The following is a 25,816-nucleotide window of genomic DNA, read 5'->3' as shown; positions in this document are numbered from 1 at the left end:
GTACTCGCTAGCTTATTTCAAACATGACAAAAGATTGAAAGTGGCGAGGAAATGGGTGATCTATTGCGTGTTTAGGCGAATGGCAAGGGTTTAAATGGAATAAATGCTCTAGGCGTGATCCGGTGGCAATTTTCTGCCTAATTGACGCCGGAGAGGCGGCTAAGCCGGTTGTTGCAGCAGCCGCCAATCGGTTGCCGCAGCGGAAGGCGCTGGCTCGGCGTCCGGCGCGTCGATGCGGAACCAGCTCAGGGTCTGATTCAGATCCTGCGCCGCGGCGGCCAGGTGCTGCATCACCGGCGTGGCTTGCTGCATGTGCTGGTCGATGGCGGCGGCGAGGTGGGCCACCTCGTGACCGTGTTGGCGAATATCGCCGCCGGCGCGAGCCTGGGCGGCGCTGTGCTCGCGGATCTCAGCCATCAAGCGATTCAAGCGCTCCAGCCCCGTGTCCACTTGCAGCAGCGCCTGATCCAGCGCCTGTTGCGAGTCCAGCTTGTCGGCGCAGGCGTGGCCGGCTTGCTCCAGCGCGGCGTGCAGCGAGCCAGTGGCGCCCTCCACGCGGCCCAGCGCGTCGAAGATGCTGCCGGTGGCGGCGCGGGTGCGTTCCGACAGTTTGCGCACTTCGTCGGCCACCACGGCGAAGCCGCGGCCGCTTTCGCCGGCGCGCGCGGCCTCGATGGCGGCATTGAGCGCCAGCAGATTGGTTTGCTCGGCCACGTCGCGGATCAGCCCGCTGACGCCGGCGATGTCGTCCAGGCTGAGTTGAAGCTGACGCATTTCCATTTGCGCGCATCCCATATTGTCGACAAGCGCCCGCATCGCTTCGGCGTTGAGCCGGCCCAGTTCGCGCGCGCGGCCGGTATCGTCCGCCGCTTGCCGGGTGTGGGCGTCCGCCTGTTGCAGATGGCCTGCCACGGTTTGGGCGCTGTCGGCCACCGCGTGGGCCGCCTCGTTGCTCAGCTTGGCCTTGGCGCTTTGCTGGCGGCTGGCATCGGCCACTTGCAAAGTCAGCAATTGCAGGCGCTGGCAGTCCCCGCCGCTGCGGCGGGCGTCGGCTTCCACCCGACGCAGCAAGTCGCTCAGTTTGTTCAGAAACTGATTCAGGCGGCCGGCGGTGGCGGCCAGTTCGTCGCGGCCCTGGGCCGGCAGCCGCATCGCCAGGTTGCCTTCTCCCAGCGCGTCGGCTGAAGCGGCCATTGCCTGCAACTGCCGCTTCAGCCGTCGCGCCAGCGCTAGCTGCATCGCCGCCACCACCAGGCTAGCCAGCGCCAACGGGCCAAGCGTCAGCCAGGCCAGGCTTTGCAAGGTATCTTGCAGTTGCGCCGTTTCCTGGGCCAGCCGTCCTTGTTCCTGCGCCTGTTGGCGGTCCAGCAAGGCCGCCAGCGGCTGCAAGCTTTGCTGCCAGGCTTGCTCCGGAATGGACAGCGCATCCTGGGGCGCGGTCTCGGCGATGGCCAGCGCGCTGCTCAGGTTGCGCTCGTAGTCCTGCCATAGCCGGCTCACGGCCTGACGAAAGGGAGCGGCTTCACTGGCGGGCAGGCCGGCGGCGATGTCGCCGGTCAGGCGGGCCACGGCCAGGCTGGTGTCCCTCAGCCGAGCCGGGCTATCCGGCAGCAGAGGGTCCAGCCGCGACAGCTGCAACACGCCGGCCTTGAGCTGGTAGAGGCTGGCGCTCAATTGCTGACGCGCGCTGTGACGGTCCACCGCGCGGGTCAGGCCGCTCAGCTGCTGTCCGGTGAGGATGAGGGCCAGCGCCAGGCTGGCGAGGGTAAAGAAGATGGTCAGCCACAGGCGTTTGGCCAAAGTCATGATGATGTCGTGCGTTGCGATGCGAGAGAGCCGCAGTCTAGGCGCGCAGGATGACGCCAGAATGACATGGGGATCAATTGTCCTGTTGAGAACCCTATTGTCGCGACCATTCTTTGCCGACGCTGCAAGGCGTTGCGGCTAAAATAGCCGGATTTGTCATTTAACTTGATTGTTGGCTTATGACTTTGCTATCCCCGGACCAGTTGGAACACGAGCTGTGGGCGTCCACGGAACTGCTGCGCGAGCAAGTGGACCTGTACGACTACAAGAACCACGTGTTCGGCCTGTTTGTGCTCAAGCGCCTGCACGATGTGTTCGTGGAGCGGGTTCAGGCGCGAATGGCGTCCGAGGGCATGAGCCGCAAGCGCGCCGACGGCGTGGTGCAGGAACAATACGGCGTCTACCCGCAGCACGCGCGCTGGCCTGGCCTGCAAGAGCGCAAGAAAGGCATAGGCGAGGCGTTGGACAAAGCGGTGGCCGCCATCGAGGAGCATCATCCGGCGCTGGCCGGGGTGCTCAGCGTTGCGCAATATCAGGGCCACAAGCGCTTGAGCGACGAGGTGCTGCACCCCTTGATGAACCATATCGGCGCGCTGAAGCTGGGCGACGCCGATCTGGAGGACCCGTCCCGCCTGGGCGAGGTCTGCGAAGGGCTGGTGCGCCGCTACGCGGCGGAGTCCGGCAAGCGCGGCGGCGCCTTTTCCACGCCGGCGCCGGTCAGTCAGTTGCTGCTGCGTTTGGCGGAGCTTCAGCCGGGCCTGAGCCTGTACGACCCCAGCTGCGGCGCGGCCGGCACCTTGCTCGACGCTTGGCGCATGATGAGCGCGCGGCCCGGTGGCCGCTTGCCGGACGGCCGGGTTGCGCTGGAGTTGTTCGGCCAGGAAAAACTGCCGGCCACCTGGGCGATGGCCAAGCTATGCGCTTATTTCCACGGTGTGGAGATGAGCCTGGAATTGGGGGATACCCTGGTGGCGCCCAAGCACCTGACCCCGGAAGGCTGGCTGCCTCGCTTCGACCGTATCGTCGCGCAACTGCCGTTCACGGTGAAAAACTGGTGGACGCCGCTGGAGGACGAGGCGGTGGAGCCGCCGCCCGCCGACGGCAAGAAGCGTCGCCGCAAGCGTCCGGCCGAGCCCAATTACAAGAAGCTGACGGACGAGCATAAGCGCTTTGGCTATGGCATTCCGCCGCGGAGCTTTGGCGATTACGCCTTCGTTCAGCACGTATTGGCCACCTTGAAAGAGGATGGCCGCGCCGCGCTGGTGATGCCGCACGACGTGCTGTTCCGCGACGGCGACGAGGGCCGTATCCGCAACGGCCTGCTGTTTGGCAGCCAAGGCCAGTCCGGCGACCGCATCGAGGGGGTGATCGCCTTGCCGCCGGCCTTGTTCTACGGCTCCGGCATGCCCACCTGCGTGGTGGTGTTGAACAAGAATAAACCGGCGGGCCTGCGCAATAAGGTGATCATCGTAGACGCCAGCAAGGAGTTCGGCCGCGGCCGGGTGCAGAACACGCTGCGGCAAGAGGACATCGAGCATATTCTGCGCGCCTACCGCGCCGCGGTGGAGCAGGAGACGGAGGAGCCGGACTATCTGCGCCTGGTGGGGCTGCGCGAGATCAAGCAAGGCCACCGGGGCAATCTGAACGTACAGCGCTACTTCGCCCAGGATGAGGCGGCCGAGGTTGTGGACCCCGAGGCCTTGGCCACTGAGCTGGCCGCCTTGCAAGAGCAGGAACAGGCGCTGGACGCGCGGCTGGCGGCCTTCTTCACGGAAGAGCAGGGCTGGCGGGTGGAGGAGGGCGAGCTTGAGGGGTGCCTGGCTTTGACGGACGAAAAGCTGGAGTTGCTGTCTTGCCAGTACGCCGCCAAGCGCAAGCTGCGTCCTAGCGGTATCCAGGCCTTGCTCAACCGTGGCTACGGCACCCGACGCATGGGCAAGTGGAGCCCACATCAATCGTTCAAACCCAGTCCGTTGGGCGTGATTCCCGGCAACTGGGAAGTGTGCAAATTGGGCGAACTGGCCGCGCCGCTGGAGGCCACCGCCGAAGGCGAACTATTGGAGGTCACCGAGGACGGCGGCTGGCGTCGGGCCGGAGAGGGCTTGGGCACGGAGCTGCCGCCCAACGCTTTCGCCTTCGATCCGGCGCGTTTGTATCAGGGCGCGCTGGCGCGCAACGCCGATGATGCCCCGGCGCTGGCCGCGGCGGACCAGAGGGCCTTCGCGCTGGACGAAGCCCGGATCTCGCCGGCTTTTCTGGAGTGCTACCGGCAGTCGGAAGGATGGCGCTTTTGTCTGGAGCGGCTGGGCGCGGCGGTGGAGGGGGCCGAGTTCGGTTTCGAGGCGCTGGCGGAAATCCCGCTGCCCGTGCCGCCGTTGAGCGAGCAACGCAAGCTGGTGGAGGAATGGGCGCGCCAGGACGAAGCCTTGCTCGCCCTGCAGCAGCGCCTGCTGCAATGGCAGGCGCGACGCGACGCGCTGTTGGCGCGCTTCCCGTCTGAAGACTGAGGGCCCTCCGGCCGCCGTTGCGACGGCGGCTTATTTCTGCCAGTAGGTTTTGACGTTGACGAACTCGTACAGGCCGAACTCGGACAGCTCGCGGCCATAGCCGGAGGATTTGACGCCGCCGAAAGGCAGGCGCAGGTCGGAGCTGGTATGGCGGTTGATGAACACGCTGCCGGCTTCGATCTGGCGCGCCAGCGCCCAGGCGCGTTCCTTGTCCGCGCTGTAGATGCTGGCCCCCAGGCCGAACGGGGTGTCGTTGGCCAGCCGCAGCGCGTCGGCTTCGTCGCGCGCGCGTAAAATGCCGGCCACCGGGCCGAACACTTCTTCGTGGTAAACGCGGCAATCCGGGTTGACCCGGTCCAGCACCGTGGCCGGGTAGAAGAAGCCGGGGCTGGCCGGCATCTGCCCGCCCAGCCGCAGCTCGGCGCCGTGTGCAACGGCGTCCAGTACCTGGGCGTGCAGCGCTTCGCGCAGATCGGCGCGGGTCAGCGGCGACAAGGTGGTGGCGGGGTGGCGCGGGTCGCCGGCGCGCAGTTTGGCGGCTTCGGCGCAGAAGGCGTCAATGAACGCTTCGGCGATTTCCGGCACCACGATCATGCGCTTGGCCGCGTTGCAGCTCTGGCCCGCGTCGCGGAAGCGGGAGTTGGCCGCGTCCTGGGCCGCGGCGGCGACGTCGGCGTCGGCCAGCACGATGAAGGGGTTGCTGCCGCCCAGTTCCAGCACGGTTTTTTTCAGATGGCGGCCGGCCAGCGCCGCGATGGCGCGCCCGGTTTGAGTGGAGCCGGTGAAGGCCACCGCGTCGCACTGGCGGATGGCCTCTTCCACTTGATCATGATCTATCCAGGCCACGTCCAGCACGCTCAGGCCCGAGGCGCGCGCCAACTCCAGCAGACGCTGGGTGGATTGAGGAACCGACGGAGCCGGTTTCACCAGGCAGGCGTTGCCGGCCATCAGCGCCGGCACCGCGAAGCGCAGCACCTGCCAGATCGGATAATTCCACGGCATCACCGCCAGCACCGTGCCCAGCGGCTCGAAGGCCACGCCGCTGCGGCTGGCCTGAGTAGGGATGTCCAGCGAGGCCAGCAGTTCCGGCGCCAATTGAGCGTAGTAGCGGATCAACTGGGCGGATTTGTCGATTTCCGCCAGGCATTCCGCAGTGCGTTTGCCCACCTCCAGCGTGACCAGGCCGGCCAGTTCTTCCCGATGTGCCTGCAGTTTATCGGCCAGGCGCAGCAGCTGCGCGGCCCGTTCTGCCACGCTCAGCTCGCGCCAGTGGCGCTGTGCCTCGCGCAGTTGGGCGAGCGCGATGGACAGTTGGGCTTCCGGCCAGGCGGCGCGGGTGTAGACGACTTCTCCTGTGGCGGGGTTGCAGCTGGTAAAGGCGGTCATGACGTGCTGTATTGGTTTCAAACAAAGACACAATGTAGCAAAAATCCCCAGGCCCGGGGTGGGAGCGGCGTCAATTCCGCGGCGATTGGTCTTCTATATTTCTAATTTGAATAGAGTTTTGAATTTATAGTTCTTTAGGTTTTATGTGGCTTGCTTATAGACTGGTTCGCAATCGCCAAGCAGTGGCGTTGACGGACGGCGGGATTCAGAGGCAAGGCATGATTGAAATAGAAAATTTATACAAACATTACCGGGTGGACGGGCGCGAAGTGCCGGCCCTGGCTGACGTTAGCCTGAAGGTGGCCAAGGGAGAGGTGTTCGGCATCATCGGCCGTTCCGGCGCGGGCAAGAGCACCTTGGTGCGTTGTTTGAACCTGCTGGAGCGGCCAGACCGCGGCGCGGTGCGTTTGGGCGACACGGAACTGACCGCGCTGGACAGCCGGCAATTGCAACTGTGCCGCCAGCGCATCGGCATGGTGTTTCAGCATTTCAATCTGCTGAAATCGCGTACCGTGGCGGGCAATGTGCGCTTTCCGCTGGAATTGGCCGGCGGCGTGTCCGCCCCCGATATGGACGCCCGCGTCGAGGAGCTGCTCGCCTTGGTGGGGCTGTCCGGCCATCGCGACAAATACCCGGCGCAATTGTCCGGCGGCCAGAAGCAGCGCGTCGGCATCGCCCGCGCGCTGGCCAATCACCCGGAACTGTTGCTGTGCGACGAGGCGACCTCGGCGCTGGACCCGGAGACCACGGATTCCATTCTGACCCTGCTGGCCGACATTAATCGCCAGCTTGGCCTGACCATTGTGTTGATCACCCATGAGATGCGCGTGATCCGCCAATTGTGCGATCAGGTGGCGGTGCTGGACCACGGCCGCGTGGTGGAGCAGGGGCCGGTGCTGGACGTGTTCCTGCATCCGCGGCACGAGGTGACCCGCGGGCTATTGGCGGAAACCGGCTTGTATCATGAAGAAGCGCGCCAGACCTGGCAGCAGCGCGTGGGCGCGCCGCTGATCAAGCTGACTTTCGTTGGCGATCCCACCTTGCAGCCGGTGCTGGATGTGGTGGGCAAGGAGGCGGGCGCCCGCTTCAACCTGGTCAGCGGCACGCTGTCCGAGATCAAGGGCACGCCGTTTGGCCAATTGGTGGCCGGCGTGATCGAGTCGGAGGCTCCGCTGGAGAGCCTGCCTGAATTATTCGCCAGCCATGGCGTGCGTTGCGAGGTGTTGTGATGGAAGGTTTCGACTGGACTCAATTATTGAGCATGGACTGGTTGGAAATAGGCCAGGCCACGCTGGACACGCTGACCATGCTGGGCGCCTCGCTGTTGTTCACCGTGCTGTTCGGCCTGCCGCTGGGCGTGGTGCTGTACGTTAGCTCGCCGGGTCAATTGCTGTCGCGGCCGCGCTTGTACGCCACGCTGTCCTTCCTGGTCAATGTGTTCCGCTCCTTGCCCTTCGTGATTTTGCTGATCGTGATGATCCCGCTGACGCTGAAGCTGGTGGGCACTTCGATAGGGGTGGCGGGCGCGATTCCGCCGCTGGTGGCCGGCGCCTCGCCCTTCTTCGCCCGACTGGTGGAAAACGTGCTGCGCGAAGTGGACCGAGGGGTGATCGAGGCCAGCCAGTCCATGGGCGCCAGCCTGGGTCAGATCGTGCGCCATGTACTGCTGCCGGAGGCCTTGCCGGGCCTGGTGGGCGCGGCGACGGTGACCACCGTGGCGTTGGTGTCCTACACCGCGATGTCCGGCGTCATTGGCGGCGGCGGCCTGGGGGATTTGGCGGTGCGCTACGGCTATCAGCGTTTTCAGACCGAGGTGATGGTGGTGACCGTGGTGTTGCTGCTGTTGCTGGTGCAGTTGATACAGAGTTTCGGCGACCGGCTGGTGCTGCGCTGTCAACGCGGCTGAGCGCTCTGCGCTGCGGCCGCATCGAAAACCCAAGAGATTTGAACCCAACACTGTGCTGAATAGAGGAAATCGCATCATGAAAAAGAATATCGCTCGCTTCGCCTTTACCGCCGTAACCGCGCTGTGGGGCGCGCAGGCGCTGGCCGCAGACCTGGTGACCGTCACCGTGGCCGCGTCCCCGGTGCCGCATGCGGAAATCCTGGAAGCGTTGAAGCCTACCCTGGCCAAGCAAGGGGTCAAGCTGGAGGTGAAGGTGTTCAACGACTACGTGCAGCCCAATCTGCAAGTGTCCGAGAAGCGGTTGGACGCCAACTTCTTCCAGCACATTCCCTATCTGGACAAGTTCAACAAGGATCGAGGCACCAAGCTTGTCGTGGCCAGCAAGCCGGTGCATATCGAGCCGTTTGGCGCTTACTCCAGCAAGTTCAAAAAAGTGGCGGACCTGCCCAAGGGCGCGACCGTGGCCATTCCCAACGATCCGACCAACGCCGGCCGCGCTTTGCTGCTGCTGGATCAGGGCGGCGTGATCAAGTTGAAGGACCGCAATAACCTGTACCCGACGGTGAAAGACATCGCGTCCAACGCTAAACAGGTGAAGATCAAGGAACTGGAAGCCGCCACGCTGCCGCGCGTGCTGCCGCAGGTGGACCTGGCGCTGATCAACGCCAACTACGCGCTGGAAGCCAAGCTCAATCCCAAGCGCGACGCTTTGTTCATCGAGACCACTTCGCCGTACGCCAACCTGCTGGTGGCGCGCGCCGACAACAAGGACAGCGTGGGCGTGAAGAAGCTGGCCGCTGCGCTGGCCAGCCCGGAAGCGCGCAAATTCATCGAGAGCAAGTACCAAGGCGCGGTGATCCCAGCGTTCTGAGAACCTGTTTACGATCGGCTGAGCGTCAGCGATACAGCGTTGAAACCGTCCTCAGAATGCTCATGTACCGTATGGACATGCCGCTTCTTTAGCCGTTTTCGCCTTGTCTCGCTCTTGCTCGCGAGATCGTGAATATCTGGTTTTAATCGACAAAGCCCCGCAGAGCGGGGCTTTGTCTTGTTTGCCAACAGGCTTGAAGCTGTTCTCGTCTTGTCTCGCCCTTGCTCGCGAGGCGTTGAACAGGCACTCAGGCGCCTGCGATATCGGCCGGTTTCTCTCCGGTCAGGAAATAGCGGATGGTTTCGCTGACACTGCGCATTGCATCGCCGAAAGGGAGCGGATCGGCGCCTCGGAAAAACAGCCCCTTGCTCACTTCGCCGCGGAAGGCCGCCGCGAGTTTGAGATCGATGCAGAACTGCCCCATCTTGGCCACGCCGTCGCGCAGGCCGCAGGCGCTCAGGCAATTGAGGCTTTGAGTGCAGCGTGCCGGGTCGGCTTTGGCGTTGGCCTGCAAGATGGTCTCGCGCTTCAGATAGCTTTTCAGGAAGGGCGTCAGCACCCCGCGCGCCGGAAGGCCGGCCACGCTCATGAATTCGGCGATGTCTTCCGGCCTGGCCTCCGCCAGCGTGCGCTTGAAGTTGTCGTGCGCGTCGCCTTCGCGGGTGACGGCGAAGGCGGTGCCAATCTGCACCGCGGACGCGCCGAAGTCCTGGATGCAGGCTTTCATCTTCTCAAAGCTGTTGACGCCGCCGGCAACGATCAGCGGGATGTGCTCGCTCTCCAGTTGCAGGCTTTTGAACAGCTGTCGGGTTTCGTCCAGCACTTTCTGGAAGCTGAAGCGTTCGGCGTCCAGTTCGGCAAGGCTGGCCGCGCCCAGGTGGCCGCCGGCGTGTTTGGGATGCTCGATGACGATGGCGTCCGGCAGCCGTCCCTTCTTCATCCAGCGCTTGAGCACGATGCCGATGCCGCGCGCCTCGGACAGGATGGGGATCAAGGCCACCTTGGGAAAGCCCGAGGTCATCTCCGGGAGGTCCAGCGGCAGGCCCGCGCCCATCACCACCGCTTCCGCGCCGGATTCGCAGGCTTGACGCACATAGTCCGGATAAGAGGCCACCGCCTTCATCACATTGACCGCCACCATGCCGCGGCCCTGAGCGTAAGTCAGCGCGCCCTTCACTTCGCGATCCAGCGCAATCAGGTTGAGACGATCAAGTTCGGCCTGGCCGCGCGCGTATTGCGATTGCTCGACCAGATCGGCGTGAAGGTGGCGCAGGTCAACGCTGGCCACAGTGCCCAGCGCGCCCTCTCGGGCGACGTGGCCGGCCAGGCTTTTGGCGGAGACGCCTATGCCCATTCCGCCTTGCACGATGGGAAGCAGAGCGCGTTGCCCTATCTGCAAGGGAGCGTAGAGCGGGGAATTTGTGGTCATTTAGCAACGATGCGGGTACGGGTGAATAACTAGGCAATCGTAGGCGCGGCAGGGTTAAGAGTCTTTGCTCTAGGGCAAAAAAACTAAGGACAGCTCGCTTTTTTACTAAAGAAAAAGGTTGATGCATCAATGGTTTGTGTAGTTGCTCTGACTTGGAGCTGTGTGCAAACTTTTGATTTTAGTGAGGATATTTTTAGTTAAGCCATTATTGTGCAAGATGCAATGCCAATGGTATTTGTGAGATGAGCGAATAAAACTGGGGAGGCTATGTGTCATCCAGGGGAAGAACTCTCTGTTTTTCCTCGCTTTAGCACATTTCAAAAAATCGACTCCTGTCCATTTGGTCAGATTTCCCACTTCAGCCCAGCTCTTACAGTGCCCGTGCCAGTAACGTGATGATTGGAGAAAACAAAATGGCGCATTTCTTTCCACTGGAGTTGGGCGGTTTGCTGATGGAGAAGGTCAATGCAACTTCTCATGAAGTCGATTTGCTAAAGTTTCGCCACCAAATATTTCGTGAGCAACTGAGGTGGGTGCCCATTAGGCCGGACGGCCTGGATCTGGATGATTATGATGCCTTCTCCGACAATCTTGCGGTGATTGCTCAGAATCAAGTGGTGGGATCGGCCCGTTTCACGCCCGGTGATCAGCCTTTCATGATTGAGCGGGAATTTGCCCGTTTGCTGGCGCCGGGAGAACGAATCCGCAAAGGGGAGGGATGCGGGGAAATCACTCGCTTCGCAGTGGGTAAGACGATTTCCAGCCGTGAGACGAAAGCGATTGCGCGCTTGTTGTATCTCAGCTTATGGGAGTGGTCGCGCGCCAATGAAGTGCGTTGGTTGTATTTCGTGGTGGAGCCGTCGTTTTATCGGCACTTGTCCCGGATGGGCTTTCCAATACTGCCGGTGGGTGTCCCGCGGCCGCTAGACGGCGGAGTGATGTCGGTGGCGGGCTGCTTTGACTGGGAGCAGGCTGATCCGGAGTTCGTCAAGTCGCTGCGACGAGAAGTCACGGCACCAAGAGAGTGCGTCCGTTCCTGGGTGGAATACGACCATGCACATGCTCCCGCGTGGGCTTAAGCTGGCCGGCAGCTCTCAGCTAATCGCTGACTTGCAGTCCTGGCGGTGGCAACAAGTGCATGCCTAGCACAATGGCGTGAGTGCGGTTGTTGGCATTCAGCTTGCGGATGACGTTGGCGACGTGGAATTTCACAGTACGTTCGCTGATGTCCAGAATGGTGGCGATTTCCCAATTAGTCTTGCCGCGGCTCATCCAGTGGAAAATATCGTATTCGCGCTGCGATAGCGGCATGGAACTGGGAGTGGCTGGGGCCAGATTGGCAATGCGGACAGCGGCTTGGTGCAAGTGGGGAGTCAGACATTCCAGCATGGCTACCAGATTAGGATCGGAGCTGGCGTCTTTACCGCTGACGGAGAAAATGCAGCCCAGATTATTGCGTTTGGAAGCGGCGCTGAAGGTGACGCCGCTCTCCAGCCCAACGGTGGCGGCCTCGGCAATGAACTTGCGTTCTTCCTTACCCTTGGCGCGGCTAAAGCGTTCTTGCCATTGTACCGGGCCGCTGCCCAGATGGATCTTCAGAATGGGATCGTGCTGGGCGTAGTTTTCCTCCATGTAATGCTTCAGCCATTCCGTGGGATAGCTGACATTCAAGACCCGCTCCAGCCGCTGAATCTGCTGGTGCTGGTTGATGCGACCCAGCGCCAGCACCATGTGTTCGGAGGGCGCCTGGCTGAGCAACATGTCCAGAAACGCCCTGAGCTCGGCTTCGGTTTCGATTTGTCCGGCAAGGTGAATCCATTCCAGCAATGTCCATTGCTGACTCGCGGACAAACCGCTGGGCAGCGGCCGTGCTATCGCGGAATTTGAGATGACCATGAGCAAATCTTTCTTGATCTTGTGGTTTTACGCTGCTGGATAGTAGCCCACATGCAAAAGGCATGGGAAGCGCTAACTCCTTGTTCTGGTGCCAAGAACAGCGACTGTTGCATTCGTCGCCGACATTATAACAAATTGCCTGTCCAAAAATCCGTAAGTAGAAATAATTATATTGATCAATGACTTATTTGGTGCTAATGGACGAGGGGAAAACAGGGGGAAAGTTGGGGCGTCATAAAGGGAGGCGGCTGGACACTCTGGGAAAACTGGACCTTCTGTCAGTGTTCCCGATAACTGAAGCGCTGGAACAAAGGCGCGATCTCTTCTACCAGTTCCGGCGCGGGCCAGCCGGCGGGGGCGGGGGGAAACGCGGCGGATGGGGGCGGGCGAAGGCGCTGCCAGTGATAATGGGCGACGCCCAGCGCCGCCAGCCGCCGTGCCAGCGCCGTCAGTTGGACCTCACTGTGCCAGTGAGGATGTATGCTGCTGCGACATTCAAAATTGATGTTGTTTTGCAACAGACAGAGTAGCGCGGCTTCTGCTTGCTCGCCGCTGCGCGACAGGCTGGTCAGTGCCGGGTAGGCGCCAAAATCGGTCTTGATGTCCAGGCCCACCCAATCGAGAAAGGGCAGAACCCGCTGCAGGCGCTGTGGATAAGCGCCGCCGGTGTGGAGGCCGGTGGCGAAGCCCAGCGCGCGGGTTTGTTCCAGCAGAGCCGGCAACGCCGGCTCCTGCAGCGGTTCGCCGCCGGAGAACACCACGCCGTCTAGCAGGCCGACCCGGCTTTGCAGCCAGCGTAGAATCTCCGGCCAGCGGGTTTCGCCGTTCCGGCGTTGCAGCAGGTGCGGGTTGTGGCAATAGCCGCAGCGCCAGGGGCAGCCGGCGATGAAGACCACCGCGCATAACTTGCCTGGCCAGTCGCAGCTGGAGAATGGCGTGAGCCCGCCGATGCGGGCTGCTGCGGGGTCAGCGGGCAGCATCTTCACTGAAGCAGACCCGTTCGTCGAATTCTCCTCGCTTGCCGATATTGAAGGACTGCACCGGGCGGTGATAGCCCATCACGCGGGTCCAGATTTCGCAGCGGGTGCGTTGCTCGTCATTGAGGGGAGCGGCGTCTTGGCCGGGGAGGCGGGTGGGAGGAGTCATGTGCTTTTCCTTTCTTAACAGGGCTTATGAAGACTGGCGCGCCAGCAGTTCCGCGTCGCAGCGCGGGCAGAATTCGTGATGGCCGGACAGATAACCGTGCTTGGGGCAGATCGAGAAGGTGGGGGTCACCGTGATATAAGGCAGGCGGAAGCGGGACAGCGCGCGCCGCACCAGTTCGCGGCAGGCGTCGGCGCTGCTGACCGCCTCGGTCATATAAAGGTGCAGCACGGTGCCGCCGGTGTATTTGCGTTGCAGCAGCTCCTGGCGTTGCAGGGCTTCGAACGGGTCGTCGGTGAAGCCCACCGGCAATTGGCTGGAGTTGGTGTAATAAGGATGAGCGTCGCTGCCGGCTTGCAGGATGCCGGGATAGCGTTTGCGGTCTTCCTTGGCGAAGCGGTAGGTGGTGCCTTCCGCCGGGGTGGCTTCCAGGTTGTACAGATGGCCGGTGCTTTCCTGGAACTCGACCATGCGCTGGCGGATGTGGTCCAAGTAGTCGCAGGCCAGCTGGTGGCCCTCGTCGCTGGTGATGTCGATGCGATCGGCGCTGAAGTTGCGGATCATTTCATTGATGCCGTTGACGCCTATGGTGCTGAAATGATTGCGCAGCGAGCCCAGGAAGTGACGGGTGTATGGATAGAGGCCGTCGTCGATGCGCGCTTGCACTTCGCTGCGCTTTTTCTCCAAGGCGTCGCGGGACAACTCTAGCAAGCGGTCGGTTTCGGCCAGCAGCGCGGCGTAGTCGCCGGCGAAGCGGTGGCCCAGACGCGCGCAGTTGATGGTGATCACGCCGACGGATCCGGTTTGCTCGGCGCTGCCGAACAAGCCGTTGCCGCGTTTGAGCAGTTCCCGCAAGTCCAGTTGCAGCCGGCAGCACATACTGCGCACCATCTGCGGCTCCAGGTCGGAGTTCACGAAGTTCTGGAAATAGGGCAGGCCGTATTTGGCGGTCATTTCGAACAAGAGGTCGGTATTCTCGCCGTGCCAGTCGAAGTCGCGGGTGATGTTGTAGGTGGGGATGGGGAAGGTGAAGGAGCGCCCCTTGGCGTCGCCGGCCAGCATCACTTCGATGTAGGCGCGGTTGATCATCGCCATTTCGCGTGCGCAATCGCCGTAGCGGAACGGCATCTCCTCTCCACCCAGCACCGGAATCTGCTCGGCGATGTCGTCCGGGCAGGTCCAGTCGAAGGTCAGGTTGGTGAACGGGGTTTGGGTGCCCCAGCGGCTGGGCACGTTGAGGTTGTAGATCAGTTCCTGGACGCACTGGCGCACGTCGGCGTAGCTCAGCCCGTCTTTTTTGACGAAGGGGGCCAGGTAGGTGTCGAAGGAACTAAACGCCTGGGCGCCGGCCCACTCGTTTTGAAGGGTGCCGAGGAAGTTGACGATTTGGCCGCAGGCGGAAGACAGATGGCGCGGCGGCGCGGATTCCACCTTGCCGGGAATGCCGTTGAAGCCATTTTGCAACAGGGTGCGCAGCGACCACCCGGCGCAGTAGCCTGACAGCATGTCCAGATCGTGGATGTGCAGATCCCCCTGACGGTGGGCCATGGCAACTTCCGGCGCCAGCACCCGCTCCAGCCAGTAATTGGCGGTGAGCTTGCCGGCGATGTTGAGGATCAGGCCGCCCAGGCTGTAGCCCTGGTTAGCGTTGGCGTTGACCCGCCAGTCGGCCCGGTCCAGATATTCGTCGATCGCGGAGATGGCATCCACCATGGCGGTGGGCGCGGAAGCTGTGCTCATTTCTATATCTAGTGAAGTTATCGAATGGTTGGCACTATAAATTGTGTTTTATGGCCTGTGTGGCTGAGGTGGCGATAACTTGACGCGGATCAAGCGCGGCGCTTTTGGGCGACGGCGGCGCTTGCCTGGTGGGGGGAAATAGGTCGTGGAGTGCGATTATCGTGTTGTTTGCGGCGACGCATGGCTTATGCTGGATGGGTGCCGTCGTGCTGCCGATGCCGCTCCGCGGCGATCATCGTTGCCCCTGCGGCATATTGTTGCCAACTTGATGCTGTTTCATTGAGTCTGTTGCAACAAACTCATGGCATTCAGCCCGAATCAGGTGCATACTTGGATTGCATAGAAAATAGGGCGATGTATTTTCAACTAGGCTGTAAAAACTATATGACAAAGTGCGCTCCGTGAGCGGTGCAGTGGGGAAGCTGCGGTCGGTTCTGTTCCTGGCGTGGATTTGTCCATGAAGATGCATTCACAACAATTTGCAAGTTCTTCTTTAATCATTAAAGGGTATGGTGTACCCTTTTTAAAGAGATACTACTTAATAATGTTATCAGCATTGTCAAATCCAGGGCGTCCGTCCGGGCGTGAAGGGTAGGCGATGCCGAGCCTGGAACATCCCTGATTATGGACACCTTAAAAGCATTGATGGTCTTCATGACCACGGCGGAAAACGGCAGTTTCTCCGACGCCGCGCGCAAGCTGGGCGTATCCCCGGCCGCTATCAGTCAGAGCATTGCTCGGCTGGAGCAGGAACTGGAGGTTCGCCTGTTCAACCGCACCACGCGCCAATTGACGCTGACCGAGGACGGGCGCCGTTTCTACGCCCAGTGCCGCGGGCCGGTCAACAATCTGGATTCGGCGATCAATCAGTTGAAGGCCAGCCGCGACGAGCCGGCCGGCCATCTGCGGGTCAGCATGCCCAACTCCTTTGGCCGGCGTTTCATCTTGCCCATCATGGGCGAGTTCTGCGAGCGCTACCCCAAGGTGCGGGTCTTCTTTGGCCTGGACGACCACTTTAGCGATTTGATCGAGGACGGCTACGATGTGGGGGTGCGTTCCGGCATGATGCCGGACAGCCGCATGGTGGCGCGCAACTTGGCCCAGATGCCGCTCTACGTGGTGGCGTCGCCGGGGTATTGGGATTTGCATGGCCGTCCGAGCGCTCCGGAGGAGTTGAGCAACCACGATTGCATCAATTTCCAGTTCCCGACTTCCGGCCGCCTGTTCAAGTGGGAGTTCGATCGCAAGGGCGAGCGGATTCCGTTGGAGGTCAACGGCACTTACACGCTGAACGAGATGGAGGCGGTGGCCGAGCTGGCGCGTCTGGGCATGGGCGTGGCCCAGTTGCCGGGTCATGAGGTGGTGCACCTGATCCGTTCCGGCGAGCTGGAGCCGGTGTTGACCGATATGGTGTCGCTGGAGCGCTCGATTTACATCTGCTTCCCGCATCGCGATCACATCGCGCCGCGCACACGGGTGTTCGTTGATTTCGTCGTGGAGAAATTGGCGGATCATCCGGACATCATGGCGGATCTGCCGGGCCTGGATTTGAGCGCCAAACGCAAGGCGGCTCAGAAAAACTCAGTCTGATCCCGTCTCCGCTTCATCCGAAAGTCAGCGCTCGCGCTGGCTTTTTTGTTGTCTTTTTACCGCTGCGAGCCATCCTTTCTCTCTGGTGTTGTTAAATATAATGAGCGCGTGTATTGTGTTTTTATACCAATCATGAACGGACGCCACGCGTTCGCTCTGCCAAGGAGACAGCTATGAACGCGCCGGCCCGACAAGAACATACCCGCTCTTATTACGCCGCATCGGCCAATCCGGCGCCGGAGCGCCCGTCCTTGCAGGGGGCTTTGCAGGTCGATGTCTGCGTGATCGGCGCCGGCTACACCGGCTTGTCCGCGGCGTTGCATTTGGCGGAGCGCGGTTATCAGGTGGCGGTGCTGGAGGCGGCGCGGGTGGGCTGGGGCGCATCGGGCCGCAATGGCGGCCAGATCGTCAACAGCTACAGTCGCGATATGGATGTCATCGAGCGCCGGCACGGCAAAGCGGCGGCCGAGGGGCTGGGCGCGATGGCGTTCGAAGGCGGGCGCATCATTCGCGAGCGCATCGAGCAGTACAACATCCAGTGCGATCTGAAAAACGGCAATGTGTTCGCCGCTTTCACCCAGAAGCAGTTGGATGAACTGGCGGCGAAGAAGCGTTTATGGGAGCGCTACGGCCATACCGGTTTGCAGTTGGTGGATCGCGAGGGCATGCGGGGCATCGTGGCGTCGGATCAGTACGTCGGCGCTTTGCTGGACAATTGGGGCGGGCATATTCACCCCTTGAACCTGGCGCTGGGCGAAGCGGCGGCGCTGGAGTCCCTTGGCGGGCGGATTTTCGAGCAGTCCGCGGCGCTGAAGATTCATCCCGGCGGCCGGGTGCGGGTGGAGACCGCCGGCGGCGAGGTTGGTTGCCGCTTTCTGGTGGTGGCCGGCAACGCTTATCTGGGCGATTTATTGCCGGCTTTGGCGGAGAAGAGTCTGCCTTGCGGCACCCAGGTGCTGACGACCGAACGGTTGCCGGAAGCGCTGGCCAAGAGCCTGTTGCCGGGAGACCACTGTGTCGAGGATTGTAATTTCCTGTTGGACTATTACCGGCTGACCGCCGACAACCGGCTGTTGTACGGCGGCGGCACCGTGTACGGCGCGCGCGATCCGGGCGAGGTGGAGCGGCTGATCCGCCCCAAAATGTTGAAAACCTTTCCGCAGTTGGCGGATTACAAGATCGAGTTCGGGTGGACCGGCAATTTCTCGCTGACCTTGTCGCGGCTGCCGCAGGCCGGGCGCATTGGCGACAATGTCTATTACTCGCAGGGGTGCAGCGGCCACGGCGTGACTTACACCCATCTGGCCGGGCGTTTGCTGGCGGAGGCCATTGACGGCGACAGCCGGCGCTTTGATCGTTTCGCCGGCCTGCCGCACTATCCCTTCCCCGGCGGACGCGCGTTCCGCGTGCCAATGCTGACCATGGGAGCGTGGTGGTACGGGCTCAGGGACCGCTTGGGGCTGTGAGTTAGTCGTCGGGGGCGAGGCGCCGCTCGCGGTTGGCGCTGCCGGCTTCGCCCACCACGCGGTTGCGGCCCGCGTTCTTGGCCGCGTACAGATACATGTCGGCGCGGTGCAGCAGGGTCTCCGGCATGTCGTCCAGGGTTTGGGTGGCCACGCCGATGCTGGTGGTCAGGCGGTTCACCGCCGGCAGTTCGGTCTGCGCCAAGCGCTGGCGGATATCATCGGCCAGCGCCATCGCCCCGCTCTGCTCGGTTTCCGGGCAAATCAGCAGGAATTCGTCGCCGCCCCAGCGCGCCACCGTGTCCAACTGGCGCGCGCGTTTTTGCAGTAGTTGGCCAAAGGCGGCCAGCACTTGGTCGCCTGCCAGGTGGCCGAAATTATCGTTGACGTCCTTGAAGTGGTCGATGTCCAACAGCAGCACGGAGAAGGGCCGTCGGGTACGGTAGGAGCGCTCGGTTTCGCGTTCCAGGATGGTGTTGGCCTGGCGACGGTTGGCCAGGCCGGTGACCGCGTCTTGGCCGGCGATGGTGTTGAGCTCTTGCAGCATGGCGTGGGATTCGCGGGCGCGGCGGTAGGCGAACAGCGCCAGCGATACGGCCAGGTTGACGCAAAGCAGCAGCGCCAGCGCCATGGTTTGCGCATTGACGTCGCCGGAGTTCAGCCACTGGTAACGCTGGGCCAGCCAGAATATCAGCAGATTGGCCAGGAGCAGGGTGGCCAAGTCGAGCAAGATCTGCCGGAGGCTGAACAGGCGTGGCTTCATGGGGCTTGGGCCGTTTCCGATGAGTGCAGGCCGCCGGGAGGCGGTTAGATTGCGTTGATTCTTTTCGGATTAGCCCAAACTTGGCCCGGCCACAAGGAGTGCGCGCCGGCAACACGTTATAAGCACCTGTTCACGAACTGCTGAGCGTTGGCGATACGGCCGTGAAAACAAGCTAAAAACATTCATGCACCACTCGTGTATTCCGCTTTTTCGCTCGTTTTCGCCTTTGCTCGCGAGACGTTTAACAGGTGATTAAACGGCCATGAAGCGCCCCAGCGGCGTGGCGCTCCAGTCCACGCTGTCCAGCAGGTTCTTGACGATGAGCCCCAGCTCGGTGTCGCCTTCAATCAGCAGTTTGCGGTGAAAAAACAGCGTGTCCGGGTCTTCCTCGCGCAGCATCATCCGGGCGAAGTCGGCCAGCGTGGCGGAGAGCTGCAAATCCGGCGCGTGGTCTTCCTGGTCGCGGCGGAAGCCTTGCTCGTCGGCGCGGAAGCGCAGGGTGAGGCCGGCGTCCAGCACGCGGATGGCGAAGCGGCGGCCGGTCAACAGCGCCATGTCCGCGGGCAGCACGCCGCGCCGGGTCAGTTGATTGAGGCTGGCGGCCAGTAGCCAGGCCGGCGGCGCGGCCGGCAGCCGGGACAGCAGTGCCGCGGCGGCGGAGGGCAGGGCTAGATCAGGAATGCGCATGGGAGGCTCCTATGGCTTGGTTGCCGGCCTGGCCGCGCCAATAGCCGTCCACCAGTTCGGCGTCGGCGTGGCGGCTACTGGCGGACAGCAGCGCGTCCGGATCGGCGCCGTCCAGCGCTTGGCGGAACAGGGCGACGATGTCGCCGGTGGCGCGAGATTGCGGGCTGACGCGCACGGCGTCAACGCCGATGGCGGACAGGCCGCGCAGATGCGGCAGCAGGCTATGGCAGCCGGCGGACAGGGTCTGGATGCCGTTGAGGGTGAGGAAGTCCTGCTGGTCCTGGGTGCGCATGGTCAGTCCGTCCGGGTGTTCCAGACAGCGGAACTGGCAGTCGTCCTTGCTCAGATTGTAATGACGGGCGGTGAAGCAACGCGCGGAGAGCGCCAGCGGTAGCTTGCCCCAGGCGAACAACTCGGTGGCGATCGGCGCGCCGATCTCGGCGTAGCGGGCCAGCAGTTGAGCCAAGGTGGCGCGGTCCATTTCCACCGGCGGCATCCAGCGTTCGGCGCCCCAGTCGCGGATCAGCTTCAGGGTGTCGGCGTTGTAGATGTTGAGGTGCGGGCCGGCGACGAAGGGCAGGCCGTGTTCGCGGGCCAGCTTGATCGCGCCCAGGTCGTTGGCTTCCAGCGCGATGTCGCCGTTGGCGGCCAGCTGGCGCGCGCGGCGCAGGTCGGATTCGCTTTCCAGCAGCGCCTGACAGCTGAGGGTGACGCGTTTGCCGGCGGCGGCCAGGTCGCGCGCTAGCGAGATCCAGTCCTGCGGCCGCATCTGCTGGCGGCGCGAGCACACTACTTCGCCCAGATAAATCCGGTCCAGCGGCCAGTCGGCGGCGGCGGCATAGAAGTCCAGCAGGGTGTCGCGCGGCCAGAAGAACAGCACAGGCCCCAGCGTCAATTGCAGATTGAGGGTTGTCATTGTCGGTTTTCCATGGGGGCGGCGCTCATTTCCACGGCCGGTTGTAGGCGCCCAGCGTCTGTTGCTGTCCTTCCGACACCTTGTTCAGCGCCTGGTGCCAGGCCGGGCGCGCCTGGAAGCGCGCACCATCGCGGCCGGCGGCGTCCAGCGCTTCGCGCAGCGCTCGCGTCACCTGAGCCACGTAGGCCGGGCTGCGCTGGCGGCCTTCCACCTTGATGGCGGCCACGCCGCTGGCGATGATTTGCGGCAGCATGTCCAGCACATTGAGGCTGGTGGGTTCTTCCAGCGCGTAATAGGTTTCGTCGCGCACCTGGAAGCGGCCCTTGCACAGCGTGGGGTAGCCGGCGGGTTCGTCGTCGCGGTAGCTGTCGATCAGGATGTGGTTGAGGCGGGCGTTCATGCGCCGCTCGTCCGGTTCCCAGCGCACGAATTTCGCCGGCGAGCACACCCCGTGTGTGTTGGGCGATTCGCCGGTGGCGTAGCTGGACAGCTGACAGCGGCCTTCCACCATCACGCACAGGCTGCCGAAGCCGAAGACTTCGATTTCGACGTCGGTGTGTTCGATCACGTGGCGCACTTGATCCAGGGTCAGCACCCGAGGGAGCACGGCGCGGCGGATGCCGAACATGTCGCGCGCCAGATTGATGGCTTCGTAATTAGTGGCCGAGCTCTGCACCGACATGTGCAGGCGCAATTCAGGGTGGCGTTCTGCGGCGTAGGCCATCAGGCCCAGGTCGGCCAGGATCAGCGCGTCGGCGCCCAGGGCCGCGCCTTGGTCCACCGCCGCGCGCCAGCGGCCGGCGTCTGCGCCTTGGGCGAAGGTGTTGATCGCCAGCAGCACTTTGCGACCGTGGCGATGCGCATAGGCGATGCCTTCGCGCGCGCTGGCGTCGTCGAAATTCAGCCCGGCGAAATTGCGGGCGTTGGTCTGGTTTTTCAGGCCCAGGTAAACGGTGTCGGCGCCGTTGTCCACCGCGGCCTTGAGCGCCGGCAGGCTGCCGGCGGGGCAGACCAGCTCGGGCAGGGATGTGTGCAGAGCCATCTTGGTCGGTCCGGTTTAAAACCCGCCGACGATAACAAGCCCCGCGTCGCGGGGCCTTGTTCTGGGTCAAGCGCAGGCGGGGCGCCTGAAGAGTCAGAAGAAGGGCACCACCATCTTGGTCTTGGCCACCAGCACGATGTAGAACACCGCGGCCAGCGCGCAGAGGAAGGCGATCAGCCGGGTTTGCGGCGTTTTGCCGCGGCGCAGCGCGATGGTGCCTAGCGCCACGTAGAGCACCAGGCCCACGACCTTGGCCAGCAGCCACGGGCTTTGCAGGATGGGCCAGCCGCCCATGACCACCAGCGCAATGGCACAGCCCAGCAGCAGGGTGTCGATGACGTGGGGCAGGATGCGCACCGGCTTTAGCGCCAGGAGGTGCTGTTTGCCGCCCAGCATCAGGCCGCCGCGCACGGCGAACAAGAGAATCGACAGATAGGCGAAGCCCATGTGGGCGTGTTTGACGATCAGATAAGGATACATAGGCGTCCGGAAGTTAAAAACCTGTTGAATGTCCGCTGCGCTTGGTGAAACCTTGGGCAAGCTTTAGGGCTTGAGCGCGCTTAACGATAGCGCGCCCATAATACCCGCGCCGCGCCCGTTTGCGGGTTCGGCGTGCCGCCGCCGTCGCCCGGCAAACCGTTCTGACCGCTGATGTCGATCACGGTTTCCGCGCCCAGGCTGTTCAGTGGCCGGTTCGGCGGCGGAGCGCCGGGCGGCCGGCTTTGCAGCGCCGCGCTGACAGGGCCGTAGATATGCGTGCTGCCGGCGGTGTCCAGCGTGTCGCCGGCCAGCACCGCGCCGTGTATCCGATTGCTGGCGCCCAGCTTGATCTTGCCGCCGCTGAAAGCTTGGGCCGCATCGTAGCCGCCGGCCAGCAAGGCGATGCCGAGCAGAGGGGATTCGCGCAGCGAATTCCGGTCCGCGCCGCAATGGTTCAGCGGATAGACGCCCGGGAAGTCCGCGCTGCGGCATACGCGCGCCGCGCCGGCCTGGCGCAGGCTCCACAGTTCGACATTGCTGCTGGTTTCGATGTGGCCGGTGGCAAGGAGGGTGTTGTCCAGCCGGCCGTACAGCGACAGATTGCCTTCGAACAGCACCACGCCGGGCAGCATGCCCAGCGGCGGTTTGAGGCGCAGCAGCCATTGCTGCGCGTTGCTGCCGGCGAGGCAGCTTTCCGCATCGCTTTCGCACAGACGCAAAACCGGCTGGCCGGTCACCGTCGCGCAGCGCCTGCCGTCGGCCTGCAAGGCTGGACACAGATCATTGCGCTGCCAGTCCTCGGCCCGCTGCCGGCCCAGGCGGTAGACCGCGCCGTCCGGCACGCCGGCGACGTGTTGCAGCCGGATCCGGATGCGCTGCAGCGCGTCGGCGGAGCGGTCCGCCGGGTCCCAGTAGACGATGAGGTTGGCGGCGTCGCGGTAATCGTTGGCATTGATGCGGGTGGCGCCGAGGCGGAATTCCGGCACGGGCTCCAGCGGCACTTTCAAGCCGGCTTGGTGGCGCACCCGCATGGTGTTCGGCGGCGCTTGGCGCGACTGGCCGGCGGCGTCGAAGATCTGCGCGCCGTTGTGGGTGAAAGCGCCGCCAATGATGCCGTCGTCGATGTTGGCGTTGCCGCGGGTGTCCAGCAGGCCCTGGGCGCGTAGCGCGTTCAGCCGGTTGCCGCTGCTGGAGCGCACATCCCCCTGGCTCAGCAATTGCGCGGAAATGGCGACGTTGCCGGCCAACGTCACGTCGCCGATGGCCGTCAGCCGGCCCACCCGCTCGCCGCTGCTGCTGACCGCGCCGTTGGCGGCGGCGGTTTCCACATCGCTGCCATTGCCCATGGTGATGTTGCCGCGCGCTTTCAGCGTCAGAAACTGGCCGCTGTTGACGCGGATGTCGCCGTTGCTCCACAGGCTGAGCGGGGCCTGGCCGTCGCCGCGGGCCGGATTGCCCTGGAACAGGATGTCGCCGGTGGCCTGGATCGCGCTGACGCCGGTCAGGCTGCCGCTGGTGTCCACCGCGCCCTCCACTTGCAGCAGCGCGTCTTTGGCGCCGGTGACCACAATATTGCCGCTGGTGGACAGGCCGCCGCGGATTTGCGCCGCGGCGTTGGCGGTCGGAGGCGGCGGCGCGCCGTTTAATTGGTAAACCACCTCCAGCGTCACCGTGGCGTCGCCGCTGCGAGCGGTGATCCAGGCCGCCGCTTTGTCGTCGTCGACCACGGCGCCGCCGGCGCGCGGCGCCGGCAGCAGTTTGATCTGAAGGGCGTCGGCCAGCCCCTGGCTTGCAAGCGGCAAGCTGGCGCGGTCCAGGCTCAGCGCGGCGCCGTCCTGTTCCAGCGCCTTCAGTTGCGCCGGCGTCAGCGCCGACAGGTATTGCCGTACCAGTTCCGCGCCGGTCCAGGCGCGCCACTGCGCTTCGCTATTGCCGCGCAAGGAGCGGGTCAGTTCCTGCTGGCCGCGCAGGTGGTGCATGCCGCCCAGGGCCAGCGCGGTCAGGGCCATGCCGGTGAGCAGCACCATCAGCACCGCGGCGACGCCGCGTTGCCGGCGCGGCGGGAGGGAGCGAGCCTTCATGAGGGGGCCGCCAGATTAGTCAGGCAACTGGCGAAGCTGCGGCTCTCGCCTTGCTGTGTGTTGTCGTAATTGAGCAGCAGCTGGGGAAAGGTCTGGCTCGCCGCCGTTGCCGCCGCATAGGGCCAGCAGGGCTGCCCCAGCCGCAAAGCCATGTTGAGCCTATGGCGCGGCGGCAGCGGGCCGGTCAGCGCCCGCGCCCGCCATTGCGAAGGCTGGCTTAGAGCGTCTGAGATGACGGCGCAGTCGTCGGCTTGCAGCTGGTACACGACGCTGTTCTGGCCGGCTTCGCCCAGCCGGGCCACGCCGCGGCAGGCGTAAGCGCCGGCGTCCAGCTGCGGGCGGTAGCGCCACACCGCGGCGTTGCCGCTGCCGGAGGCCGCCGGCGCGGCGCTGAGCGCGGTGACGGCGCCGTCGGCGTTCAGGCGCAAATCGCTTATCGACAGCAATAGCAGGTTCTGCTCGCGGCCGCCGCCGGCGCCGAAGCCGGCTTCCTGGGCCTGCTGCTGCACGCTAAGCAAGGCCGCCATCAGCTGGCTGTCCCGCTGCGCCAGCTTGGCGCTGCCTTGGTCCGGGTCGAACACGCTGCGCGCGGTCTGTCGATACAGGGTCAGCATCGCCAGGGTGGTGATCAGCGCCAGCAGCATGCCGATCAGCAGCTCCAGCAGGCTAAAGCCAGAGGCGCGTTTATTCATGATTGCTCAGGGTGAGAGTGGACGATGCCGCGTCTTGCAGCTGCAAGGTCTGGCCGCGCAGGGCGGCCTTGGCGGAGATCTCGGCGCCGCCGTTTTGCGCTTGTCCGCGCAAGGTCACCGCGGGCGCGGAACGGCAGGCCAGCCGCGCGGTGGCGTTGACGCCGCTGGCCAGCGGCCAGTTGCCGGCGCTGTCGCAGGGCAGGCCGCCTTGTTGCAATTGTTCCCGCGCCTTGCTCAGGGTCAGCGCGTGCTGTTGCAGTTGCTGTTGGCTGCCCAGACTGCGCGCATTGACAAAAACAATGCCCAGGCCGGTCAGCATCAGCAGCAACATGGCGATCAGGCTTTCCAGCAGGCTGATGCCGCTTTGCGCCTTATAAGTCACCGCTGAGTTCCTGTTGAGTCCCGCGAATGCAGTAGGCGGGCCGTGTGCCGCAGACAACGCCGGCCGCTTGCGTCGTCAGCGGCTGGCCCTGGTTGTTCAAGGCCAGGCATTGCGCGGCGGGCGTCGTCAGGCAACTTGTCCCCAGCGTCACCGGGCGCGGCGCGGCGGCGCGCCACAGCGCCGCGCCGCGGCAGCGTTCGCCCTGGGTGCCGCTGGCCGGCGCGCCGGCGAATACGCACAGCTGGCCTTCGGCGCTGGACATCAATACCGCGGCCGCTTGGTCCGGCGGCGCCGCCTGCGGGTTGCTCAGAGCCGCGGCCTGGGTTTGGGCGTAGGCCCGCGCCAACTGGCTGCGCGCCAGCGCCAGCTTGTGGGCGTCGCTCCAGCCTTGCGCCAGCGGCACGCTTAGCAGGGCCAACAGGCCGATCAGCGCCAGCGTCGCGCACAATTCCATCAGGGTCAGGCCGCGCTGGCGGCGGGGAGGGGTCACCATTGGGTCTGGCACGCGGAGGTGCTGGTGTTGGCGCTGTGATCGGCGCCGCTGAGTTTCAGCACGCAGCCGGACAGCTGCGGACCGACGCCGCTGGCGGTGAGCAGGAAGCTGCCGCTCTGCGGTTGGTAACCGTAGTTGAATTCCGTTTGAGCGGGTTGCCAGCTGTTGTTGCCCAGCGCGGCGCGGATGGCGCTGGCGCTGTCCGCGCTGGCGGCGGGATAAGCCAAGTGCAGCAGTTTGTGGTTTTCCAAGGCCAGGCTCAAGGCCATCAGGTCGCTCTTGGCGGTATTGGCCTTGGCCGCCTGCACATGGCGCTGGTAGGACGGCACCGCCACCAAGAGCAGGATGCCGACGATGGCGGCCACTACCATCATCTCGATCAGGGTGAAGCCGGAATGGCCTTGAGGCCGGACGGACGCGCTCACGACATCGCCTCGTTAAATAAATGTCATATTTTAGCGGCATTGGATTTATATTGGTATTGATTGGCATCAATATGCTTTGTAAGTATCCAATTGAGGGGCTAGCCGCTCACGATGAACA

Annotated in this window: 22 protein-coding genes and 2 pseudogenes; 8 read left to right on the top strand and 16 right to left on the bottom strand. The window is 63.7% G+C overall.

Annotated elements, in window-relative coordinates; all coding sequences use genetic code 11:
• Positions 1–159 precede the first annotated feature (159 nt).
• Complete coding sequence (locus BR71_RS09610) at positions 160–1,806, bottom strand: methyl-accepting chemotaxis protein (protein WP_043636264.1); 1,647 nt, start codon at positions 1,804–1,806, stop codon at positions 160–162.
• A gap of 179 nt (positions 1,807–1,985) precedes the next feature.
• Between BR71_RS09610 and BR71_RS09605 the strand changes: the two genes are divergently transcribed.
• The gene (locus tag BR71_RS09605) at positions 1,986–4,313 is read left to right on the top strand and encodes a type I restriction-modification system subunit M (protein ID WP_052370457.1); all 2,328 of its coding nucleotides are present in this window, start codon (positions 1,986–1,988) and stop codon (positions 4,311–4,313) included.
• A 30-nt stretch (positions 4,314–4,343) separates the two neighbouring features.
• Here BR71_RS09605 and BR71_RS09600 read toward each other — a convergent pair whose 3' ends face one another.
• A complete protein-coding gene (locus tag BR71_RS09600) occupies positions 4,344–5,699 on the bottom strand; it encodes an aldehyde dehydrogenase family protein (RefSeq protein WP_043636261.1) in 1,356 nt (451 codons plus the stop codon).
• Between the two features lie 218 nt (positions 5,700–5,917).
• Here BR71_RS09600 and BR71_RS09595 point away from each other — a divergent pair.
• The 4 genes and pseudogenes from BR71_RS09595 to BR71_RS09585 all read left to right on the top strand — a co-directional run.
• Positions 5,918–6,649: pseudogene (locus BR71_RS09595) on the top strand (methionine ABC transporter ATP-binding protein); the annotation flags it as partial.
• Complete coding sequence (locus BR71_RS25135; RefSeq protein WP_304489306.1) at positions 6,626–6,928, top strand: NIL domain-containing protein; 303 nt, start codon at positions 6,626–6,628, stop codon at positions 6,926–6,928. The pseudogene BR71_RS09595 and the gene BR71_RS25135, both read left to right, overlap by 24 nt.
• Positions 6,928–7,605 carry a methionine ABC transporter permease gene (locus BR71_RS09590; protein WP_019104597.1) on the top strand — a complete coding sequence of 226 codons (678 nt, stop codon included), beginning with the start codon at positions 6,928–6,930 and terminating at the stop codon, positions 7,603–7,605. The genes BR71_RS25135 and BR71_RS09590 overlap by 1 nt, the downstream gene beginning before the upstream one ends.
• 76 nt (positions 7,606–7,681) lie before the next feature.
• Positions 7,682–8,476: a MetQ/NlpA family ABC transporter substrate-binding protein gene (locus BR71_RS09585; RefSeq protein WP_043636254.1), complete on the top strand. Its 795-nt coding sequence runs from the start codon at positions 7,682–7,684 to the stop codon at positions 8,474–8,476.
• A 247-nt stretch (positions 8,477–8,723) separates the two neighbouring features.
• Here BR71_RS09585 and BR71_RS09580 read toward each other — a convergent pair whose 3' ends face one another.
• Entirely contained in the window at positions 8,724–9,905 is a 1,182-nt protein-coding gene (locus tag BR71_RS09580; protein ID WP_043636250.1) for an NAD(P)H-dependent flavin oxidoreductase, read from the bottom strand.
• 413 nt (positions 9,906–10,318) lie between these two features.
• Here BR71_RS09580 and BR71_RS09575 point away from each other — a divergent pair, with 413 nt between their 5' ends.
• On the top strand, positions 10,319–10,984 hold the full coding sequence (locus BR71_RS09575; protein WP_043636246.1) for an acyl-homoserine-lactone synthase: 666 nt from the start codon (positions 10,319–10,321) through the stop codon (positions 10,982–10,984).
• Positions 10,985–11,003: 19 nt separating this feature from the next.
• Here the strand turns inward: BR71_RS09575 and BR71_RS09570 are convergent, their stop codons facing one another.
• From BR71_RS09570 to BR71_RS09555, 3 genes and pseudogenes are all read right to left on the bottom strand, one after another.
• Positions 11,004–11,801 (bottom strand): LuxR family transcriptional regulator, encoded by a 798-nt coding sequence (locus BR71_RS09570; RefSeq protein ID WP_081862609.1) that lies wholly within the window; start codon positions 11,799–11,801, stop codon positions 11,004–11,006.
• A 278-nt stretch (positions 11,802–12,079) separates the two neighbouring features.
• On the bottom strand, positions 12,080–12,781 hold the full coding sequence (locus BR71_RS09565) for an anaerobic ribonucleoside-triphosphate reductase activating protein (protein WP_244269608.1): 702 nt from the start codon (positions 12,779–12,781) through the stop codon (positions 12,080–12,082).
• Positions 12,768–14,684, bottom strand: a pseudogene (locus tag BR71_RS09555) (ribonucleoside triphosphate reductase). Before BR71_RS09555 ends, BR71_RS09565 begins: the two are co-directional and overlap by 14 nt.
• Before the next feature lie 624 nt (positions 14,685–15,308).
• Between BR71_RS09555 and BR71_RS09550 the strand changes: the two are divergent.
• Positions 15,309–16,274: a LysR family transcriptional regulator gene (locus BR71_RS09550; protein ID WP_039755418.1), complete on the top strand. Its 966-nt coding sequence runs from the start codon at positions 15,309–15,311 to the stop codon at positions 16,272–16,274.
• Between the two features lie 173 nt (positions 16,275–16,447).
• Positions 16,448–17,740, top strand: coding sequence for an NAD(P)/FAD-dependent oxidoreductase (locus BR71_RS09545; protein ID WP_043636231.1), 1,293 nt, complete (start codon positions 16,448–16,450; stop codon positions 17,738–17,740).
• 1 nt (position 17,741) lies between these two features.
• On the opposite strand, the gene BR71_RS22890 is transcribed toward BR71_RS09545, so the two are convergent.
• The 10 genes from BR71_RS22890 to BR71_RS22885 all read right to left on the bottom strand — a co-directional run bounded on the left by BR71_RS22890 (position 17,742) and on the right by BR71_RS22885 (position 25,698).
• A complete protein-coding gene (locus BR71_RS22890; protein ID WP_019102348.1) occupies positions 17,742–18,500 on the bottom strand; it encodes a GGDEF domain-containing protein in 759 nt (252 codons plus the stop codon).
• Positions 18,501–18,752: 252 nt separating this feature from the next.
• Positions 18,753–19,187, bottom strand: coding sequence for a ubiquinone anaerobic biosynthesis accessory factor UbiT (gene ubiT, locus BR71_RS09535; RefSeq protein WP_043636228.1), 435 nt, complete (start codon positions 19,185–19,187; stop codon positions 18,753–18,755).
• Positions 19,174–20,103 carry a U32 family peptidase gene (locus BR71_RS09530; RefSeq protein ID WP_043636224.1) on the bottom strand — a complete coding sequence of 310 codons (930 nt, stop codon included), beginning with the start codon at positions 20,101–20,103 and terminating at the stop codon, positions 19,174–19,176. The genes ubiT and BR71_RS09530 overlap by 14 nt, the downstream gene beginning before the upstream one ends.
• A 25-nt stretch (positions 20,104–20,128) precedes the next feature.
• The gene (gene ubiU / locus BR71_RS09525; RefSeq protein ID WP_019102351.1) at positions 20,129–21,145 is read right to left on the bottom strand and encodes a ubiquinone anaerobic biosynthesis protein UbiU; all 1,017 of its coding nucleotides are present in this window, start codon (positions 21,143–21,145) and stop codon (positions 20,129–20,131) included.
• A 93-nt stretch (positions 21,146–21,238) separates the two neighbouring features.
• The gene (locus BR71_RS09520; RefSeq protein ID WP_043636220.1) at positions 21,239–21,625 is read right to left on the bottom strand and encodes a SirB2 family protein; all 387 of its coding nucleotides are present in this window, start codon (positions 21,623–21,625) and stop codon (positions 21,239–21,241) included.
• A gap of 80 nt (positions 21,626–21,705) precedes the next feature.
• Positions 21,706–23,706 carry a hypothetical protein gene (locus tag BR71_RS09515; RefSeq protein ID WP_043636215.1) on the bottom strand — a complete coding sequence of 667 codons (2,001 nt, stop codon included), beginning with the start codon at positions 23,704–23,706 and terminating at the stop codon, positions 21,706–21,708.
• A complete protein-coding gene (locus BR71_RS09510) occupies positions 23,703–24,398 on the bottom strand; it encodes a hypothetical protein (protein ID WP_043636211.1) in 696 nt (231 codons plus the stop codon). The genes BR71_RS09515 and BR71_RS09510 overlap by 4 nt, the downstream gene beginning before the upstream one ends.
• Complete coding sequence (locus tag BR71_RS09505) at positions 24,391–24,780, bottom strand: hypothetical protein (RefSeq protein WP_043636208.1); 390 nt, start codon at positions 24,778–24,780, stop codon at positions 24,391–24,393. The genes BR71_RS09510 and BR71_RS09505 overlap by 8 nt, the downstream gene beginning before the upstream one ends.
• A complete protein-coding gene (locus BR71_RS09500; protein ID WP_043636203.1) occupies positions 24,770–25,273 on the bottom strand; it encodes a prepilin-type N-terminal cleavage/methylation domain-containing protein in 504 nt (167 codons plus the stop codon). The genes BR71_RS09505 and BR71_RS09500 overlap by 11 nt, the downstream gene beginning before the upstream one ends.
• The gene (locus BR71_RS22885) at positions 25,267–25,698 is read right to left on the bottom strand and encodes a type IV pilin protein (RefSeq protein ID WP_019102695.1); all 432 of its coding nucleotides are present in this window, start codon (positions 25,696–25,698) and stop codon (positions 25,267–25,269) included. Before BR71_RS22885 ends, BR71_RS09500 begins: the two co-directional genes overlap by 7 nt.
• Positions 25,699–25,816 lie beyond the last annotated feature (118 nt).

Origin of the sequence: Chromobacterium haemolyticum DSM 19808 (genome assembly GCF_000711885.1) — a bacterium.
GTDB lineage: Bacteria > Pseudomonadota > Gammaproteobacteria > Burkholderiales > Chromobacteriaceae > Chromobacterium > Chromobacterium haemolyticum.
This window is presented reverse-complemented; position numbering and strand designations above follow the sequence as displayed.